General features: G+C 61.8%; 13 protein-coding genes. 7 read left to right on the forward strand and 6 right to left on the reverse strand.

The genetic code is table 11. The features are described 5' to 3' along the window. Nucleotides 1-91: 91 nt before the first annotated feature. Together NKJ81_RS15145 and NKJ81_RS15150 are read left to right on the forward strand one after the other, a co-directional pair. Nucleotides 92-3,319 (forward strand): AfsR/SARP family transcriptional regulator, encoded by a 3,228-nt coding sequence (locus tag NKJ81_RS15145; RefSeq protein WP_352540886.1) that lies wholly within the window; start codon nt 92-94, stop codon nt 3,317-3,319. A gap of 223 nt (nt 3,320-3,542) precedes the next feature. Then, nucleotides 3,543-4,880: an LGFP repeat-containing protein gene (locus NKJ81_RS15150; protein ID WP_352540887.1), complete on the forward strand. Its 1,338-nt coding sequence runs from the start codon at nt 3,543-3,545 to the stop codon at nt 4,878-4,880. 379 nt (nt 4,881-5,259) lie between these two features. Here the strand turns inward: NKJ81_RS15150 and NKJ81_RS15155 are convergent, their stop codons facing one another. Next, nucleotides 5,260-7,314 (reverse strand): M3 family metallopeptidase, encoded by a 2,055-nt coding sequence (locus NKJ81_RS15155; protein WP_352540953.1) that lies wholly within the window; start codon nt 7,312-7,314, stop codon nt 5,260-5,262. A 220-nt stretch (nt 7,315-7,534) separates the two neighbouring features. Here NKJ81_RS15155 and NKJ81_RS15160 point away from each other — a divergent pair, with 220 nt between their 5' ends. Continuing rightward, entirely contained in the window at nt 7,535-7,963 is a 429-nt protein-coding gene (locus NKJ81_RS15160) for a hypothetical protein (RefSeq protein WP_352540888.1), read from the forward strand. Nucleotides 7,964-8,077: 114 nt separating this feature from the next. Here the strand turns inward: NKJ81_RS15160 and NKJ81_RS15165 are convergent, their stop codons facing one another. The 3 genes from NKJ81_RS15165 to NKJ81_RS15175 form a co-directional block, all read right to left on the reverse strand. Beyond that, on the reverse strand, nt 8,078-8,488 hold the full coding sequence (locus NKJ81_RS15165; protein ID WP_352470724.1) for a nuclear transport factor 2 family protein: 411 nt from the start codon (nt 8,486-8,488) through the stop codon (nt 8,078-8,080). A gap of 10 nt (nt 8,489-8,498) precedes the next feature. After that, the gene (locus NKJ81_RS15170) at nt 8,499-9,143 is read right to left on the reverse strand and encodes a carbonic anhydrase (protein WP_352451260.1); all 645 of its coding nucleotides are present in this window, start codon (nt 9,141-9,143) and stop codon (nt 8,499-8,501) included. Nucleotides 9,144-9,337: 194 nt separating this feature from the next. Continuing rightward, entirely contained in the window at nt 9,338-9,874 is a 537-nt protein-coding gene (locus tag NKJ81_RS15175) for a TetR/AcrR family transcriptional regulator (protein ID WP_352540889.1), read from the reverse strand. A gap of 149 nt (nt 9,875-10,023) precedes the next feature. Between NKJ81_RS15175 and NKJ81_RS15180 the strand changes: the two genes are divergently transcribed. Further along, complete coding sequence (locus tag NKJ81_RS15180; RefSeq protein WP_502904288.1) at nt 10,024-11,301, forward strand: efflux RND transporter periplasmic adaptor subunit; 1,278 nt, start codon at nt 10,024-10,026, stop codon at nt 11,299-11,301. Next, nucleotides 11,298-14,384 carry an efflux RND transporter permease subunit gene (locus NKJ81_RS15185; protein ID WP_352540890.1) on the forward strand — a complete coding sequence of 1,029 codons (3,087 nt, stop codon included), beginning with the start codon at nt 11,298-11,300 and terminating at the stop codon, nt 14,382-14,384. The genes NKJ81_RS15180 and NKJ81_RS15185 overlap by 4 nt, the downstream gene beginning before the upstream one ends. A gap of 48 nt (nt 14,385-14,432) precedes the next feature. On the opposite strand, the gene NKJ81_RS15190 is transcribed toward NKJ81_RS15185, so the two are convergent. Next, the gene (locus tag NKJ81_RS15190; RefSeq protein ID WP_352470721.1) at nt 14,433-14,897 is read right to left on the reverse strand and encodes a L,D-transpeptidase; all 465 of its coding nucleotides are present in this window, start codon (nt 14,895-14,897) and stop codon (nt 14,433-14,435) included. Nucleotides 14,898-15,497: 600 nt separating this feature from the next. On the opposite strand from NKJ81_RS15190, the gene NKJ81_RS15195 reads away from it, so the two are divergent. Continuing rightward, nucleotides 15,498-15,665: a hypothetical protein gene (locus NKJ81_RS15195; RefSeq protein WP_023721318.1), complete on the forward strand. Its 168-nt coding sequence runs from the start codon at nt 15,498-15,500 to the stop codon at nt 15,663-15,665. A gap of 76 nt (nt 15,666-15,741) precedes the next feature. On the opposite strand, the gene NKJ81_RS15200 is transcribed toward NKJ81_RS15195, so the two are convergent. Next, nucleotides 15,742-16,428 carry a response regulator transcription factor gene (locus NKJ81_RS15200; protein WP_292663715.1) on the reverse strand — a complete coding sequence of 229 codons (687 nt, stop codon included), beginning with the start codon at nt 16,426-16,428 and terminating at the stop codon, nt 15,742-15,744. A gap of 46 nt (nt 16,429-16,474) precedes the next feature. Between NKJ81_RS15200 and NKJ81_RS15205 the strand changes: the two genes are divergently transcribed. After that, a complete protein-coding gene (locus tag NKJ81_RS15205) occupies nt 16,475-17,254 on the forward strand; it encodes a response regulator (protein ID WP_352470719.1) in 780 nt (259 codons plus the stop codon). Nucleotides 17,255-17,281 lie beyond the last annotated feature (27 nt).

The raw sequence follows: 17,281 nt of genomic DNA on the forward strand, positions 1-17,281 counted from the left end.
CAGGCGAGCACAACGCCGGCCGGCGATTTGTTGTTGCGGGCGAACCGATTACCTGTTTTGGCGAGGCGACTGCGCTGCGAGAGTCCTCACAATGGATAAATCCCTCCGGGACGCGCCGCGCGAGATAGCAAAGCTCTCGGCACCACGGCCAGTGGGAATTGTCAGCCGTCCGCGCGTAGTGGCGCTGCTGTCGCAGGCCCTCGACAGCGGTGCATGCTGGCTGGCTGCGCCTGGTGGATACGGCAAGACCACCGCGGTGATCGACTTTCTGGAACACGGCGGGCTGGAACAAGGCGGGCTGAAGCAAGGCGGGCTGAAGCAAGGCGAATCGGCGTACAACTGGTATCGGGTCGACACCGAGGACCAGGACGTTGCGCGCCTTTTCCACTATCTGACGCTGTCGCTCGACGGCAGGTATGCCGGCATGCCGGTCTTTGGTCCGGAATATGCCGACAATTCCGACGATTTCGCGCGGCTGTTCTTCCGCACCTATTTCTCGCGGCTTGATCCGGGCACGATCCTGGTCCTCGACGATCTGCATCGTGCCGATGCGCCAGGCTTTCGCCGGACGCTGGCGATCCTGTTGCGCGAACGCCCCAACACTGTCCGCTGCATCTGCACATCGCGGATGCTGCCTGAGGGCGACGTCGCCGACCTCGTGCTGTCGGGACAGTTGCCGGTGCTCAACCAAACGCTGCTGGAGTTTTCGCCTGGGGAGGCTCGCAACCTCGTCACCGCCCGCTCGCAATCGCCGTCCGAGGTCGGCGACATTTCGGAGGCGCGCGGCTGGGCGGTGGGCCTTCTCCTGCTGGCCAACGCCGGAATGTACTACCCGCTTTCGCAGACCGGCCTTGCCGGGGGCGCCGGCCTTCGGGAGATTGTCGGACGTTATTTCCTGCGCGACATCGCGCCGGAGGACCAGGATCTGCTTATCAGGCTCAACGTTCTGCCGGAGATCAGCACGGAGCTTGCCGATGCGTTCCTGGGCTCGCCGCAGGCTGCTCGCCTGCTGGTGCGGCTGCAGCATCGCCAGCTGCTGATCACGCGCGACGGTCCGGGCGGCGCCGCCTTCCAGCTGCATGACTTGTTGCGCGAATACCTTGCCGGCCTACTGGACCGGCGCGTGACGGAAGCGGACCGTTCCAGGCTGCGCGAGCAGGCAGCAAAGGTCCTGCACGAGGCAGACAAAACCGACGCGGCAATCGTGCTGGCGTTGCAGGCGGGCGCCTGGCCGCTGGCACGCCAGCTCATTCTGGAGTGCGCTAACGGCGTTCTCACGCAAGGGCGCAGGGCCAGCTTCGTCGAATGGTGCAACAGGCTGCCCCCCGACCAGATGGACGGGTGGGTCCATTATTGGCTGGGCGTCGCCTTCGCATCGGACGATGCGAAGGCCGAACCGCACTTCTCCAAGGCATGGCAAGCATTCGAGAACACCGACATGCGCGGCCAATGCCTGACGGTCGCGCGGGCGGTCGTAGTCAAGACCGCCAGCTGGCGTACGCATGAGGGGCTGGCGGATTGGACGCGCCGAGCCTCACAGGTTCTTGCCAGGGGATTGCCGGAGTTGGATCCGGAGGAACTCATGATGGTCAGGCTCGGCATCCTGCGGGCCGTCGATTTCGCCGAACCTGGCGAATTCGACGCCCATGACGCGAAGCGCCTCGTGAATGATATCCAGCAGCGCCTGACACATCTGCCGATCGAGGATTCGGTCGAGTTGCGCCTGCTGGCAAGCGAAGCGCTCATCGACTACGCGACCTCGTCGGGGCAGCGCGACATTTTTGCCAATGCCGTGGACAGCGTTGCCGCCGATCTCGAACATCCGGATATCCCGCCGCTGGTGCTCGGCATGTGGCTGGTGTCCTTTGGCTCGGCCAGCGGCCGTTACTTCCCCTATTCGCGGCGCGGTTTTGTCTATGCCTCGGCCGAGGATGCGTTGCGACGCGCAACGGCGATAGGCGAGCAGCACGCCTTACGGGGCGTCGAGTTCAGCGCGCTCTATCAGCTTCAATTGCTGATGAAGCTTCACAACAGGTTCTCGGAATTCAATGCGCTCGTCTCCCGGCTGGGCGAGATCGCGGACAGCAGGTTCACAACCCAGGTCGCTGTAGTCGCCGACTGCCACGCGGCGATGCACACGCGCAACGGCGACTTCGTCAAGGCTTATCTCGACTGCGATGCCTTCATGGATGCGATCGAGCGGGCGAATGAGCCGATGATCGAACGCTGGCCGCATTACATCACCAAATACCAGGTCCTGCTGGCCGATCGGCGTCCAGCGGAGGCCATTGCGCTACTCCAGGAGATCGTCGAAAGGCTGAGCGGCGGCCCTCGCCAGCGGGTCGAACTCAACATTCTGGCCGCTCGGGCCCTGGAGCAGAAGTGGAAAGGCGGCGCGTCCTATGGCACTCGTCTGGCTGCATTCATGGAGGTGTTGCGCCAGGTCAACCCCTCCGCAATCCTGCTCAACCTGCCGGACCTATTGGCCGATCTGGTCGCCGATGCGCTGGAGCGAAAGATCGACGTCGATCTCTGCCGCCGCGTCGTTCGGGCGCGATATCTGGTCCCGCCCTCTGGCCGACCCGTCCAGTGGCCTTGGCCGCTCAGGATCCACTTGATGGGAGGCTTCCGCCTCGAGATCGATGGTGCCGAGGTCGCGCCCGGTGCCAAACCTACCCGCGCTCTCGACATATTGCGCATTATCTGCCTGTCGAGGGATCAGGTCTGTTCGGTGGAAACCCTGCAGGATTGGCTCTGGCCCGACCTCGACGGCGACCAGGCCAAAGCGGCCTTGGAGCAGGCGCTGCATCGTCTGCGCAAATTGCTCGGGCAAGGCGAGCTCGTAACGCTGAGAGAGGGCCGTTTGCGGCTCGCTGCCGACAAGGTCTGGATCGATCTGCAGGATTGGGAAGACCGGCTGAAACCCGTTCTGTCGGGCCAAAGAGACAGCGCAATCGAGGAGCAGGAGAGACTGCTGGAAGGCTTTGTCGGCCCGCTTTTCTCGAATGGCCCGACGCCCGCCTGGTCGAACGCCGCGGCCGACCGGGTGCGGGACGGGTTGGTCGAGCTTGCCGTGCGGGTCGCCAAACACTGGCAGAGCCAAGGCAACGCAGATCGGGCACGCCAAGCGTGCCGGCGTGCGCTCGATTTCTACCCGGAATCGGCCAAACTCCATGGCACGCTCATCCAGGAGAGCCTCTCCAGAAACGACCATGCCGGCGCCATCGAGGATTACCGGCGCTATGAACGCGCGCTCGCTTCAACCGGCGATGACGAGCCCTCGCCTTTGCTGCGTTCGCTCGTGCGCCCGCTTCTCTAGACCGGTCATCGTTTCACGGAAACGCCGAACCGCTCTATCTCTTTATTTTTGCGCAATTCCGGACGGAAAACCGTTCCACACTTTTCCTGGAATTGCTCTGGCGCAGCTCGGAACTCTGTAAGCCGTCCGTAAGTCGCGGTCTGGGAATCTCGGCCCGTCGATCAAAACCGATCGCCGGAGGCCTGAAGTCCCCGATACCAACACTCACAGGAAGGAAAAGGTCATGCCGTATACTGCCAGAGCAACTTCGAGAGTGCGTGCCGGCACCATCCGGGCTGGAGCCACAAGACTTTCCGACCAGCTCAGGATCGGGCCTTGGTCGCTCCTCTCGCCCGAAGCTGTCATACAGCAAAAGTACAACTCCCTTGGAGGCGCCGGCTTCGCCGAGATCGACAGGAAGGACACTGGAAAAGCCTGGTATCTCAAGAACGGCTCATGCATTTGTTACAACGATGCCATGCACGACGCCTTTGAGATCCATGGCGAAATCTACAGGAAGTGGATTGCGCTTGGCGGTCTCGCATGGGGCATTCCCTGCACCGACGAAACCGGAACTCCCGACGGCGTCGGCCGATACAATCACTTCAACAACAATACCGCTTCGATCTACTGGACACCGAATACCGGTGCTCAAGCGATTTGGGGGGCAATTCGCGGCAAATGGGCAGCAATGGGCTGGGAGCGCTCGGTTCTCGGCTATCCGGTCACCGACGAAACCGGAACTCCCGACGGCGTCGGGCGCTACAACCATTTTGCCAATGCCGGCTCGATCTACTGGACACCGAACACAGGAGCCAACGTGGTGTACGGTGACATCCGCAAGAAGTGGGAGAGCCTGGGCTGGGAACAGTCATATCTGGGATATCCCACGACCGACGAGACCGAATTTGCCGATGGTGGCCGGGCCAATCTGTTTGAAAACGGCGGCATATACTGGTGGCCCGACACCGGCGCGATCGACCTTCGAGATGTCGTCGTCCACTATACCGGCCTCCATTGCTTCGGCGAGACCGACTGGGATCAGGGATCGAGTGCGGACGAACCCTATGTCATCGTCAGCGTGACAACGCCGCAGATCGCCGACACCAAGCGCAGCCAGGTCTATGGCGACGTCGATGCCGGAGATACAAGACCCGACCTTATGGAAATCTATCGAGGCAAGCCTTACGGCATCAATATCGGCACGGTGCTGATGGAAAACGATTTCGGCGACCCCAACAAATACAAGGACGAGGTGCAGAAGATCGTCATGGGCGTCCATACGGCGGGCACGCTCGCTTTGGGCCTCATTCCGGTGGCAGGACCTATCATTGCCGCGATAGCCGGCCCGGCCCTGGGATCCTTGATGCCATCGATCGGCGGCGCCATCAGCGATCTCTTCGATTGGGGCGATGATAGGATCGGGAGCGCGACAGTAACCATCTCCGCAAAACAGATGGTGTTGCTCGCTGCACGCACGAACAATACCACCTTCAGCGGGATTGGATTCAAGGTGGAAACGCCCCTGATTTCCGGCGATGGGGCTTCCTACAAAGCCTATTTTGGCTTTGTGCCTGCCTAGGCCAATCGCCTCGGCAAAACCTTCGCCGAGACAATCAAACTTACCAGCCCCGCCTTCCATTGGCGGGGCTGCCACTTCGCGACTGAGAGTTTCCGTAGCGGTCGTCGCAAGGTGCGGTCCGGATGCGGCAGCGGCCGATCAGCATAGCGGGCAAGCTGTCGTTGCCTAACCCCGCACAGCCCGTAGCGCCGCCATGAACGCGGCTCCTTCGGCCGGAACGATGGAGACCGCATTAAGTGCGGTCACCTCAACGACGCGGCCGCAGCCAACGAGGCCGAACGGGACCGGCGGAAACCGGATCAGGCGGTGCGCAACCCGCCGCCATGACAGCCGAGATCAATCAGGATGGAAAGAGAACGGTGACAAGAGCGGGCATGCATCACACCAGCCCGCGCTTGGCCATCATCGCTTCCGGGGAAGGCATCTTGCCGCGGAAGGCGGTGTAGAGTTCTTCCGGGTCCTTTGAACCGCCGGCGGCGTAGATGTTCTTGCGCAGCCGCTCGGCCAGCGCCGGATTGAAGGGATCGCCTGTTTCCTCGAAGGCGGCGAACGCGTCGGCGTCGAGCACTTCCGACCACATGTAGGAGTAATAGCCGGCAGAATAGCCATCGCCGGCGAAGATATGGCCGAAATGCGGGGTGCGGTGACGCATGGCAATGGTGTCAGGCATGTCGAGCTTTTCGAGCGTCTCGGCTTCGAAACGAAGCGCCTGTTCCGGTGCATCCGGCCGGGCGTGGTAGGCCATGTCGACCAACGCCGAGGCGGTGAACTCGACGGTGGCGAAGCCGGCGCCGAAGGTGCGTGCCGCCAGCATCTTGTCGACCAGCGCCTTTGGCATCGGCTTGCCGGTCTTAATATGCAGCGCATGCTTTTCCAGCACCGCCGGCACCGTCAGCCAGTGTTCATAGAGCTGCGACGGCAGCTCGACGAAATCGCGGCTGACCGAGGTGCCAGCGACCGATGGCCAGGTAACGTCGGTCAGCATGCCGTGCAGCGCGTGACCGAATTCGTGGAACAGGGTCTTGGCCTCGTCGACCGACAGCAAGGCTGCCTCGCCGGCCGGCGGCTTGGCGAAATTCATGATGTTGTAGATGACCGGCTTGGAGCCATCGCCTAGCTTGTAGCCGGATTTCAGCGCGCTCATCCATGCGCCGGAGCGCTTCGAGGGTCGCGCGAAATAATCGGCGAGGAACAGGCCGCGCTCGCTGCCGTCGGCATTCTTCACCACGAAAACACGGGCGTCCGGATGCCAGGTGGCAATGCCCTTCTTTTCTTCGAAAGAAATGCCGAACAATCGTGTTGCCACGTCGAAACAGGCGTCGATGATGCGGTCTAGCTGCAGATACGGCTTCAGCTCGGCCTCGTCGAAGGCGAATTTCTCTGCGCGCAGCTTCTCCTGATAGAAGCGCCAGTCCCAGGCAGCGAATTTCTCGTTGCTGCCGGCCTCGGCCGCCAGCCGCTGCAATTCGGCCTGGTCGCTTGCGGCCTTTTCCACCGCCTTTTCCCAGACCGGATCGAGCAGCGCGTGCACCGCCTCCGGCGTCTTGGCCATGGTATCGTCGAGCTTCAATGCGGCATAGGAAGGATAGCCGAGCAGCTTCGCCTTCTCGGCGCGCAGGCGCAGCATGTCGCGCACCACTTCCGTGTTGTCGGTAGCGCCGCCATTCTGGCCTCGCATGATGAAGGCGCGGAACGCTGTCTCGCGCAGGTCGCGGCGTTCTGAGAAGGTCGAGAACGGCTCGTAGATCGAACGCGACAAAGTGACGGCGTAGTGGCCCTTCTGGCCGCGCATCTCGGCGGCTTCCGCCATCGAGCTTTTCAGGAATTCCGGCAGGCCGGCAAGATCGGCCTCGTCGAGGAACAGCGCCCAGTCGCGCTCGTCGGCAAGCACGTTCTGGCCGAAATTGGTGCCGAGCGACGACAATTCCTCGTTGATCGAGGCGAGCCGCTTCTTGCCTTCGGCGTCGAGCCTGGCGCCGGAGCGGACGAAGTTTTTCCAGGTCTTTTCCAGTACGCGCAGCGTTTCGGCATCGAGCTTCAGAGTCTCGCGGCGTTGATAGAGATCGTCGATGCGGGCAAAGAGGCGCTCGTTCATCGAGATCGCCGAGAAATGCCGCGACATCTTCGGCGAAATGTCGCGCTCCAGCGCCTGGATTGCCTCGTTGGTGTGGGCGCCAGCGCGGCACCAGAAGATCGACGAGACATGGTCGAGAGCCTCGCCGGCGAGTTCGAGCGCGGCAAGTGTATTGTCGATGGTCGGCGTCCCGGTGTTGCCGGCAATCGCCTCGATCTCGGCTTCGTGCGCCTTCAGGGCAGCGTCGAAGACCGGAGAAAAATCGCCGTCGCCGATGCGCGCGAAATCGGGCAGGCCGAGCGGCCCTTGCCATTCAGTCAGCGGATGGGCGGCGAGGTTGACGGTGGACGGCATGGGCAAACTTTCGCTGAGTGGGTGGGAGAAGCGGATCGTCACCGATGTAAGGCGCCGGCCGGTTCCACGCAACAGCGCCCGATTGGCGCTGAAAGCGTGCCCACATGGTGCCGTGAGTATCGTTCGAGCCGAATTTTATGCCCACCAAGATATTATCTTGTAACCTGCATTTTCCTTCGACTGAGGCTTCCACTCGTATCCTGACACCCGATCCAAAGGAACCTTAATGAGAGTAGAATTCTATGGTCTCACCTTCGACCTGCCTGCTGGATGGGTAGACATAGCCGGCGATCTTCCTGAGGGATCGCCACCTACCTTAGCCAAAGAAACGGACGGCTGCGGCGCGATTCAATTCTCTATTGCGAAGTATCGTAGCGGAGAAAAACCAAACGTAGACGTTAACGTTCTGAGAACATTCATGATTCAGTTTTGTCACAATAATTCCATAGATGTAGGACATATCTCAAACATCGAGTCTGACGGTATAATCTCTGTTGGCGTATTGTCAGAGACAGGTGATCAATTGACATCTGCCTGGTATTTGTCGAATGGGAATGATGTTGTATTCATGACATACGTCGGGATGGCTAATGACACGGATTGTCTGAAAGAATTGGGCGTTGCCAAAGCAATCGTGTCGTCTATATCGTTTTAGGGACTTCGATATCGGGTGGAATTACGGGAATTACGACAACATTGCACTTTTTAGACGTGATAACGCGGGCAATTCCAGCGACCGTCACCAAAAAGTCGCTGGCGAAAAAGCCCGTCAGTAGCCGTCGCAGTTTTCGGCGATCGCGGCTTGCGAACTGGCGGTGATCTGGTCGTTGGCGACTGCAAAGGTCTCCTGCATCAGCATGTCGTTGCTGGGAAAATCATAGCAGGCGATCACAGTGGTGACGCCGCCCTCCGTCTTCTCGATCCGGTGGCGGATTTCGGCCCCGGCGACGGCGCCCTGCCACTCGGCGATCGAGGCGATGAATTCCTGCTTGCTTTGCACGACGCCGAGGTCGTCGAGCTTGATGCGGACGTTGTCGGCGAGCAGGTCCGACAATTCGGTGCGGTCGGCGATCAGTAGTGCCGAATACCAGCGGTCGATGATCGCGCTATCATCGGCGCGGGCGACAGTTATCGGGCACAGCAGTGCCGCCGCCGCGAACGCGATCCGAGCTCGCACCATGCCTCGTTTCCTACTCCGTCTCCGGCCGCTCGAAATCGCCGGTTTCCTTGTTCATCACCCAAAGCTCGCCGGTCGAAATATCGAACCAGGCACCGTGCAGCGACAGTCGCCCCTTGCCTTCGAGGATCGAAACACAAGGGAAGGTACGCAGATTGGCGATGGAATACCGGATCGAGATGCGCTCCAGCGCCGTCTGGCGCTCGGTCGCGGTCATGAAGGTGCTGGACGATACGGTCTCGGCCGCGGGCGCGATCAGGCTCATCCACTTGCCGATGAAATCGCCCGGCGACAAGGGTGCGGCCGTGGTGTCGAGTGCCGCGCGGATGCCGCCGCAGCGGCCGTGGCCCATCACCACGATGTTCTTGACCTTGAGGCTCTGCACGGCAAATTCGAGCGCCGCCGATGTCGAGTGGAACTGATCGTCTGGCGCATAGGGTGGCACCAGATTGCCGACATTGCGCAGCACGAACAGCTCGCCCGGCCCGGCATCGAAGATCGCTTCGGGCGCGGCCCGCGAATCGCAGCAGGCGACGATCATCGTTTCCGGTGCCTGGCCCTCTCGCGCCAGCGAGCGATAACGGCCGCTTTCGGTGAGATAGCGGCCGCTCATGAAACTGCGGTAGCCGGTGAGAAGATGCTCGGGAAGATGGGGCATGGGCAGCGGTGGGAGCCTTTCTGGGTTGAAGGCAGCTCGGTTCAATCCCGAAAGGCTCTAGCGCATCGGCCCGAAAATCGGAACCGATTTTCGGAAAGCGGGATGGCGTGGTTTCGACGTGCCAGCCCGTGTTTTGACACGGGTGAACGAACGCCGCCATTAATCGGCCTCAGAACCGCAGATTGGCGGTTCGACTATTCCGCGATGTCCAGCAGGGTCGATATCAGCAGCCGGCGCTCTTCGGGGGAGAGAATGTCCGAATCGAACAGGTTCATGCTGCGCAGCCCTTCGATGGCGAGATAGCAGACCAGCAGCGCCTTGAGGTTCGGCGTCTCCTGCTTCAGCCGCTCGAATAGCTGCCGCCTGAACGATTTTATCGGCGTCAGGAAATCGGGATCCTCGGCAATAGCCGAAAATATCCAGGATGCCGACGGTTTCGATTCCTCGGCATGCTCGGCCGACAGCTTGATGTAAGTTGCAAGCGGGCTTTCGCCGTTGACGCCGGCCGTGCGGGCGGACTCCAGGGCCTGCTCGAAGGCGCGCAGGTAATCCTCCACCAGCGCCTGCATCAATTTCGCCTTGGTCGGGAAATTGTAGAGAAGACCGCCCTTCGACACGCCGGCACGGCTGGCGACCGCATCCAGCGACAGGCTGCCAGGACCCGTCTCGCGCGCCACGGCGGCGGCGGCGGCGAGGATCTTCTCGCGCGAATTTGCTCTGCGGGCCTTCATCAAGCGTTCCCCATTCATTAGCTTAGGCGGAATTGACAAGACCGTCCAGACGGTACAGTAAGATCGCCGTCATTTGAAATTGGGACCAGGCACAGGTATGTGTTCCGGTCATCCGACCGTTATGCTGGGCCGTGGCCGAGGGACTGTTCGTGATCAAGCGCTTCATCATCGCCTTCATTCTGCTCGTGCTGGTGTGCGGCGGCATCGTCGGCTTCAACCTGTTTCGCGACAATGCGATCAAACAGTTCTTCGCCACCATGAAGCCGCCGGCCGCGACGGTGTCGACGGTCATCGTCAAACCGATGTCCTGGACGCCCGGCATCGAGGCGATCGGCACTGTCAGTGCCGTACGCGGTGTCGACCTCACGGTCGAAACCGCGGGCATCGTCAAGGACATCCTGTTCCATGCCAATCAGAAGGTCGCCGCCAACGCCGTGCTGCTGCAACTCGACGATGAAGTCGAGCGAGCCGACCTCGTGGCATCGAAGGCGCAAGCCACATCCGACCAGACCACGCTGATGCGCGCTCTTGAGCTGCAGAAGCGCGGGGTGGGCACCGATGCTACGCTCGACACGGCGCAGGCAGCAGCATCGGTCTCCGCCGCGCAGGTAAACAAGCTGCAAGCGGTGCTCGACCAAAAGCAGTTGACGGCCCCTTTCAAGGGTACCGTCGGTATTCCGAAAATCGACCTTGGCCAGTATCTCACACCCGGCACCGCCGTGGTGACCTTGCAGGACATGGATACGATGCGTGTCGATTTCACCGTACCGGAGCAGCAGCTTCCGCAGCTGAAGATCGGACAGACGGTGCGGTTGGGCGTCGGCGGCGGCGACATGCCGTTCACCGGCAGCATCCGCGGCATCGATCCGAAGATCGACCCGACCAGCCGGCTGGTGACCGTGAGGGCGGAGGTCGGCAATCCCGAAGGCAAGCTGACGCCCGGCCAGTTCGTCCAGGTGCGCGTCGAACTGCCCGAGGAGAACGACGTGCTGGCGCTGCCGCAGACAGCGCTGACTTCCAGCCTGTACGGCGACTTCGTCTTCGTGGTGCGGCCGGCCAAATCCGCCGAAGCCAACGGCGCGGCGCCCGAGGCAAAGCCGGAAGAAAAGCCGGCTGCAGATGCTGCCAAGCCCGCAGCCGAAGCACCCGCGGCAAAAGCCGACGAAAAGCCGGCTGCTACCCCAGCCAAACCGGCAGAGGAAGCCAAGCCGGCAGCGGAAAAACAGAAGCCGCAGCTCGTGCTAGCCCAGGTGTTCGTCAAGCCAGGCCGCCGCAACGCCGGCCTGGTCGAGATTCTGGAGGGCATCGCGCCCGGCGACGAAGTCGTTACCGCCGGCCAGAACCGGCTCTCCAACGGAATGTCCGTTGCCGTCGACAACACGATCGATCCGAGCAAGCCAGGGAACCAGCAGGCAGCCCAGCAATGAGCTTTTCCGACCTCTTCATCCGCCGCCCGGTCCTTTCGACCGTGCTTGCCTGCATGATCCTGCTTCTGGGTTTTCAGGGAATCTTCAACCTTTCGATCCGGCAGTATCCAGAGGTTGAAGAAACGGCCATCACCATCACCACGGCCTATCCCGGCGCCAGTGCCGACCTGATCCAGGGGTTCATTTCCGCGCCGATCGCGCGTGCCGTCGCTTCGACCGAAAACATCGATTATGTCACGTCGTCGAGCCGGCCGTCCTCCAGCACCGTGACAGTGCAGATGAAGCTCGGCTCCGACCCCGACGTCGCGCTGAACGAAGTCTTGTCGAAGGTTCAGAGCGTTCGCGGCGATCTACCGGACGAAACCAAAGACCCGGTGATCGTCAAGGGCACCGGCCAGCAGTTCGCGATGATGTACATCTCGATGCAGAACCCGAACATGACGCCGGAACAGCTCACCGAATATATCGAGCGCGTCGTGCGGCCGCGTATCTCGACGGTCGAAGGCGTCGCCGACGTGCAGATCTTCGGCGCAGCCGAATATTCGATGCGGGTCTGGATCGACCCGATCAAACTGGCGGCGCGCGGCGTGACCGCGGCGGAAGTGCTGGCCGCCATCAACGAATCGAATTTCCTTTCCGCGCCCGGCGACACCGAAAACGAATATGTGGTTTCTTCGATCACCGTTCGCTCTACGCTGCAGACCCCGGAGGCTTTCGCCGCCCTTCCACTCCGGTCGAAGGACGGCAATGTGGTGAGATTGCGCGACGTGGCCCGCGTCGAACTCGCCGCGGCGAACACCGACACCAGGGTCAGCTTCAACGGCAAGCCCGGCATCTTTCTCGCTATCTTTCCGACGCCGGCCGCCAATCCGCTGACCACCGCGGCGGCAATCCACAAGATTGTGCCGACCATCCAGGAGACGCTGCCGCTCGGCATGACGATGGAGATCGTCTACGATTCAACCGAGCAGATCAGTGCGTCGATCGAGGAGGTGTTCAAGACCATCGGCGAGGCGGTCGCCATCGTCATCGTTGTTATCCTGCTCTTCCTCGGCTCGTTCCGCTCGGTGCTGATGCCGATCGTGACCATTCCGCTGTCGCTGATCGGCGTCTGTTTCCTGCTGTTTTCGGTGGGCTATTCGATCAATCTTTTGTCGCTGCTGGCCATGGTGCTGGCGATCGGACTTGTCGTCGACGATGCCATCGTGGTGGTGGAAAACATCCACCGCCACATGGAGGAAGACGGCTTGTCGCCGATGCAGGCGGCGTTCAACGGCATGCGCGAGATCTCGTCCGCCGTCGTCGCCATGACGATAACATTGGCCGCCGTGTTCGCGCCGCTGGCCTTCACCGGCGGCCTGACAGGCGCACTATTTCGCGAATTCGCGGTGACGCTTGCCGGCTCGGTGGTGCTTTCGGGTGTCGTCGCCCTCACCATCACACCGATGATGTCGGCACGTATCCTGAGGTCCGGCTCGCACAGCCGCTTCCAGCGCATTGTCGACAATACGTTCGGGCGCGTCGAACACATCTATGAGCGGCTCGTCACCGGTTCGTTGAACTATCGCCCGGTGACGCTGATGATCGTCCTCGCGCTGGTCGCCACGACCGGTTTCATGTTCACCAAGACCGCGAGCGAACTGGCGCCGGAAGAGGACCAGGGTTTCCTGCTTTCGCTGGTGACCGCGCCGCGGTACGCGACGTCGGACTATACCGAAACCTACGTCAATCAGATACTCGGCCTGGTCAAGGATCTGCCTGAGACGCGGGCACAGTTCTCGGCGGTCGCCTTCGGTGGTGGCCAGACGAACAGCGCTTTCGTCGGCTTTGCGTTCAAGGACTGGGCTGACCGCACGCGCAACTCGAAGGAAATCCAGCAAGACATTACGGGCCGCCTGAGCAAGGTGGCGGGCGTCGAAGCTTTCGTCTTCGCGCCGCCGACGCTGCCCGGCTCCGGCGGCGGCCTGCCGATAACGATGGTCGTGCGCTCGACCGGCGACGCCTCGCAGGTGTACGAGGCGGCCGAAGACATCAAGAACAAGGCGCAGGCCTCCGGCCGCTTCATCGTCGTGCAGAATTCGATGACCTTCGACGCGCCGCAAGTGACGGTGACGATCGACCGCGACCGCGCCGCCGCGCTCAACCTGCCGATAGCCGACATCGGCCGGACGCTGACGCTCCTGGTCGGTGGCGCCGAAGTGGCGCAATTCGACCGCGAATCCAACAGCTACGACATCATCCCGCAGGTGCCGCAGAGCTTTCGCGACAACCCTGAAAAACTGGGCGAGTATTTCGTGCGCAGCGTATCGGGCGAGATGGTGCCGCTCTCGGCGGTGGTGAAGATCTCGACCAACGCGTCGCCGGCCGCCATCGAGCAGTTCAACCAGCTCAACTCGGCGACGATCTCTGCCTTGCCGCGGCCCGGCATCACCACCGGGGATGGGCTACAGGCGATCGAGGACATTGCCAAGCAAAGCCTGCCCGACACCTTCTTCATCGACTATACCGGTCAATCGCGGCAGGAGAAGCAACAGGGCTACACGATCATCATCGCCTTCGCGGCGGCGGTGCTCGTCATCTATCTGGTGCTGGCGGCGCAATTCGAAAGTTTCCGCGATCCGCTGATCATCATGATGGCGGTGCCGCTGTCGATCTTCGGCGCGATCGTGCCGCTTAATGTCGGGCTCGGCACGCTCAACATCTACACCCAGGTCGGCTTGATCACGCTGATCGGCCTGATCACCAAGCACGGCATCCTTCTGGTCGAGTTCGCCAACCAGCAGCGTGAAATGCACGGCATGCGGCGGCGCGATGCGATCATCGCGTCGGCGAGGGTGCGGCTGCGGCCGATCCTGATGACGACGGCGGCGATGGCGCTCGGCGTGGTGCCGCTGATCATCTCCAGCGGCGCGGGTGCCGCGGCACGCTATTCGATGGGCCTGGTGATCTTCACCGGCATCCTGGTCGGAACCATGTTCACGCTGTTCGTGGTGCCGATGTTCTACACCTTCATCGCCAGCAAGGACCTGCCGCATCACGCCGAAAAGCCGGATCCGAAGCTGATGCCGGTAATGCCGGATTAGGCTGCGCTAATTTCCGGCCTTTTTTGAGAGCGACGAGAGCAGCATCGCTCATTTAACGATGACGATGCTGGTGTTGGCTGGGCCGAAGACCTCGACGAGCTGGTAGAAATCGGCGGCGTTGTCCGGATGCAGACGCACGCAGCCATGCGAGGCTGGCTGGCCGAGGCGCTTGATGGCGCTTGTCGCATGTACGGCGTAGCCGCCGCTGAAGAACACCGAATGCGGCATCGGGGCGTTGTCGTATTTCTTCGAATACCAAATTTCATGCATGCGGGTCGGCTTGAACGAACCGGTCGGCGTGACGTGCGTCCTGTCGCCGGTCGAGACCTTCCAGGCGAATGTCGGCCGGCCGTCGACCAGGATTTCCATGGTCTGCTGTGACAGTGATACACGCGCGACGATCTTGTTGGCGGCGGCGTGGGCTGCGCCGTTGCCGGCACTGACAAGCAAGGCAGTACCGGTGATGACGGCGGCGGCGATGTTGATGAGCTTGGCGGAAATGGCAGTGTACATGATGTCTCCCCTATTCTGCCGGTCGGGGCCGGCTCAATTCGATGAGCGGCTTATCGGGGCGTCATGTTTCAAGTCGATTTCGCTAAATGCTCGTTTGTGTTTCGGTTCTGTTTCCCCTGATTAACAGAAAAGGTCCGTGCAAAGCAGCTTGCAGTTGCACGACGTCGTTATGACGGTGGCGTGTTTGCCTAGGCGGATCGGCCAAACCGCGGCGCGAATACGCGATTGCCTTTCGTTTGATAGGAAGTCACCTGACTCCGAAACCGAGCTGCAACAAAGCGCAGCCTCGGCGGCATGATCCGGATACAGCGAACAGGCAAAGTTGACCTAACGAAAACAGCGGTCAACGAACGATCGGAAGCCAACACTGTTTTCGCTACGGTCTGGATTGGTCTGGACAGTTTCCAGCCTGCGCGTCGACCGGCTCAAGCCCCTCTGGCGGGGGCGGCTTAGGGCCGTTGAGGATGCGCGGCGCCTCCGGCAACTTGCAGCCGAGAGGACCGAAGGCCCGCGCCGCAACGGGGGGCTCCGCTGGCGGCGCGGGCGCTTCGGGGGTTCCCCTGAGGTGCCCGCAAATTCCAATTTTGAGGAACGAACAGGATGAAAACGAAATTCGCCGCTTCCGTGCTTTCCGCCCTGCTCTACGTCCAGGGGCTGCTCGGCATTGCCGGCCTCGCCACCGTGCTGCTGAAGGAACGTGCCCATGCCGGCGAGGTCAGCACGAACAGTGACATGCCGTCCGGCCCGTCGCTTCTCGTGGTGCGCTGAAGAGCATCGGACCCCAAAGTGGAAACCGGTTTTGGGAAAATCCGATGCTCAAGACAAAAGGGTGGCCGTCCTGCCTTCAATCGGCGAATTGCGTCGGCGGATCGAACCGGTAGCCCGCACCCCGTATGGTGGTGATGGTTTCGGTATCGAGCTTGCGGCGCAGCCGCACGATGCGCGAATCGATCGACCGGTCGAAGGCTTCGGCATTTTCGGCGGGCGCGGCGGCGATGATGTCGTCCCGCGTCAGCACCTTGCGCGGGCTGGCCAGGAACAGCCTGAGCAGTGCCACCTGCCCGGGGGACAGCTGTTCTTCCGTGCCCGAGCGGTGCATGACGATGGCCGATCGGAGATCGACGGTCGCGTTCTCCAGCACGATCAGTTCCCCGGCGCTCCTGCCGCGCCGAGCCAGAAGGCCGCCGACGCGAGCGGCAAGCTCCCTGACATTGAGCGGGCTTTCGACGACGTCGGCGGCGCCGAGTTCGAGCGCCAGAACCTTGTCGACCAGATCGGCCGGGCGGCAGATCAGGATGAAATCCGGTCCACCTTCGCCGCCATGTCGCCTGAGCAGGTCGCGCCCCTCCGCCTGGCTGACGCTGTCGCCGACAACCACGACATCGATACCCTTTTCCGAAAGCAGCGATTCGGCCTCCCACGGCTGTCGCGCCGCGCGGACGTCATGACCGCGCCGCTCGAGATGATCGGCGAGATCGGTCGCAATTACTTCAGCGACGGAAACAAGCGCGATAACGGATCGTGCAGCCATGTTTTTCTACCCCGCATACGGCAACCCAAGAAGAGTGCTGGACATCATGTTTATACCCAATCTACTTTCCACTGAAAGCGGGAGCGAAAGCATCGTGCGGGCACGAATTGTCATCGTCGAGGACGAGCCCGATCTGAGGGATGCGGTCGCCGAGTATCTCGGCGCCAGCGGCTATGATGTGGCCACGGCCGAAAGTGCGGCGGCGGCGCGCGACCTTTTGGAAACCCAGTCCTTCCATCTGGCCATTCTCGACATCGCCATGCCGGGCGAGGACGGCCTGTCGCTCGGCCGCTGGATGCGGTCGAAAATGCCGATCGGCATCATCTATGCGACGGCCGCCGGTACCGCGCTCGACCGCATCGTCGGACTGGAGCTCGGCGCTGACGATTACATCGTCAAGCCTTACGAATTGCGCGAAGTGCTGGCCAGGGTGCGCAGCGTGCTGCGTCGCGTTCCTGAGCCGACCGAGCCACAAAAGGCCAAGGCTGAGACATCCGGCGGCCGCCGGTCCGTGAGCTTCGGACCCTTTCACGCCGATCTCGACGGCAGGCTCGTCACCGGCGCCAACGGTGCGGTCATCGACATGGCCAAGAGCGAGTTCGACGTCCTGGAGGTGTTCCTGACGCGCGCCAACCGGCTGTTGACGCGGGCAGCGATCTCCGAGGCGATCGGTTTCGTCGAGGACCCGGAATCGTCCCGCGCGGTCGACATCCGCATCATGCGGCTGAGAAAGAAGATCGAAGCGGACCCGGCCAACCCGAAATTCCTGCGCACGGTGCGCGGCGAAGGCTATATCTTCTCGCTGCCGGCCGGTGAAAATAACTGAGGCCTGGCGGCTTGAGCAAGCCAAGGC

The sequence above is a fragment of the Mesorhizobium sp. M0018 genome, assembly GCF_040323955.1.
GTDB lineage: Bacteria > Pseudomonadota > Alphaproteobacteria > Rhizobiales > Rhizobiaceae > Mesorhizobium.

Bases quoted from the DNA above. Each gene is read 5' to 3' on its own strand.
- NKJ81_RS15145 (WP_352540886.1), top strand. From the start codon at position 92: ATGGATAAATCCCTCCGGGACGCGCCGCGCGAGATAGCAAAGCTCTCG.
- NKJ81_RS15150 (WP_352540887.1), top strand. From the start codon at position 3,543: ATGCCGTATACTGCCAGAGCAACTTCGAGAGTGCGTGCCGGCACCATC.
- NKJ81_RS15160 (WP_352540888.1), top strand. From the start codon at position 7,535: ATGAGAGTAGAATTCTATGGTCTCACCTTCGACCTGCCTGCTGGATGG.
- NKJ81_RS15165 (WP_352470724.1), bottom strand. From the start codon at position 8,488: ATGGTGCGAGCTCGGATCGCGTTCGCGGCGGCGGCACTGCTGTGCCCG.
- NKJ81_RS15170 (WP_352451260.1), bottom strand. From the start codon at position 9,143: ATGCCCCATCTTCCCGAGCATCTTCTCACCGGCTACCGCAGTTTCATG.
- NKJ81_RS15175 (WP_352540889.1), bottom strand. From the start codon at position 9,874: ATGAAGGCCCGCAGAGCAAATTCGCGCGAGAAGATCCTCGCCGCCGCC.
- NKJ81_RS15185 (WP_352540890.1), top strand. From the start codon at position 11,298: ATGAGCTTTTCCGACCTCTTCATCCGCCGCCCGGTCCTTTCGACCGTG.
- NKJ81_RS15190 (WP_352470721.1), bottom strand. From the start codon at position 14,897: ATGTACACTGCCATTTCCGCCAAGCTCATCAACATCGCCGCCGCCGTC.
- NKJ81_RS15195 (WP_023721318.1), top strand. From the start codon at position 15,498: ATGAAAACGAAATTCGCCGCTTCCGTGCTTTCCGCCCTGCTCTACGTC.
- NKJ81_RS15200 (WP_292663715.1), bottom strand. From the start codon at position 16,428: ATGGCTGCACGATCCGTTATCGCGCTTGTTTCCGTCGCTGAAGTAATT.
- NKJ81_RS15205 (WP_352470719.1), top strand. From the start codon at position 16,475: ATGTTTATACCCAATCTACTTTCCACTGAAAGCGGGAGCGAAAGCATC.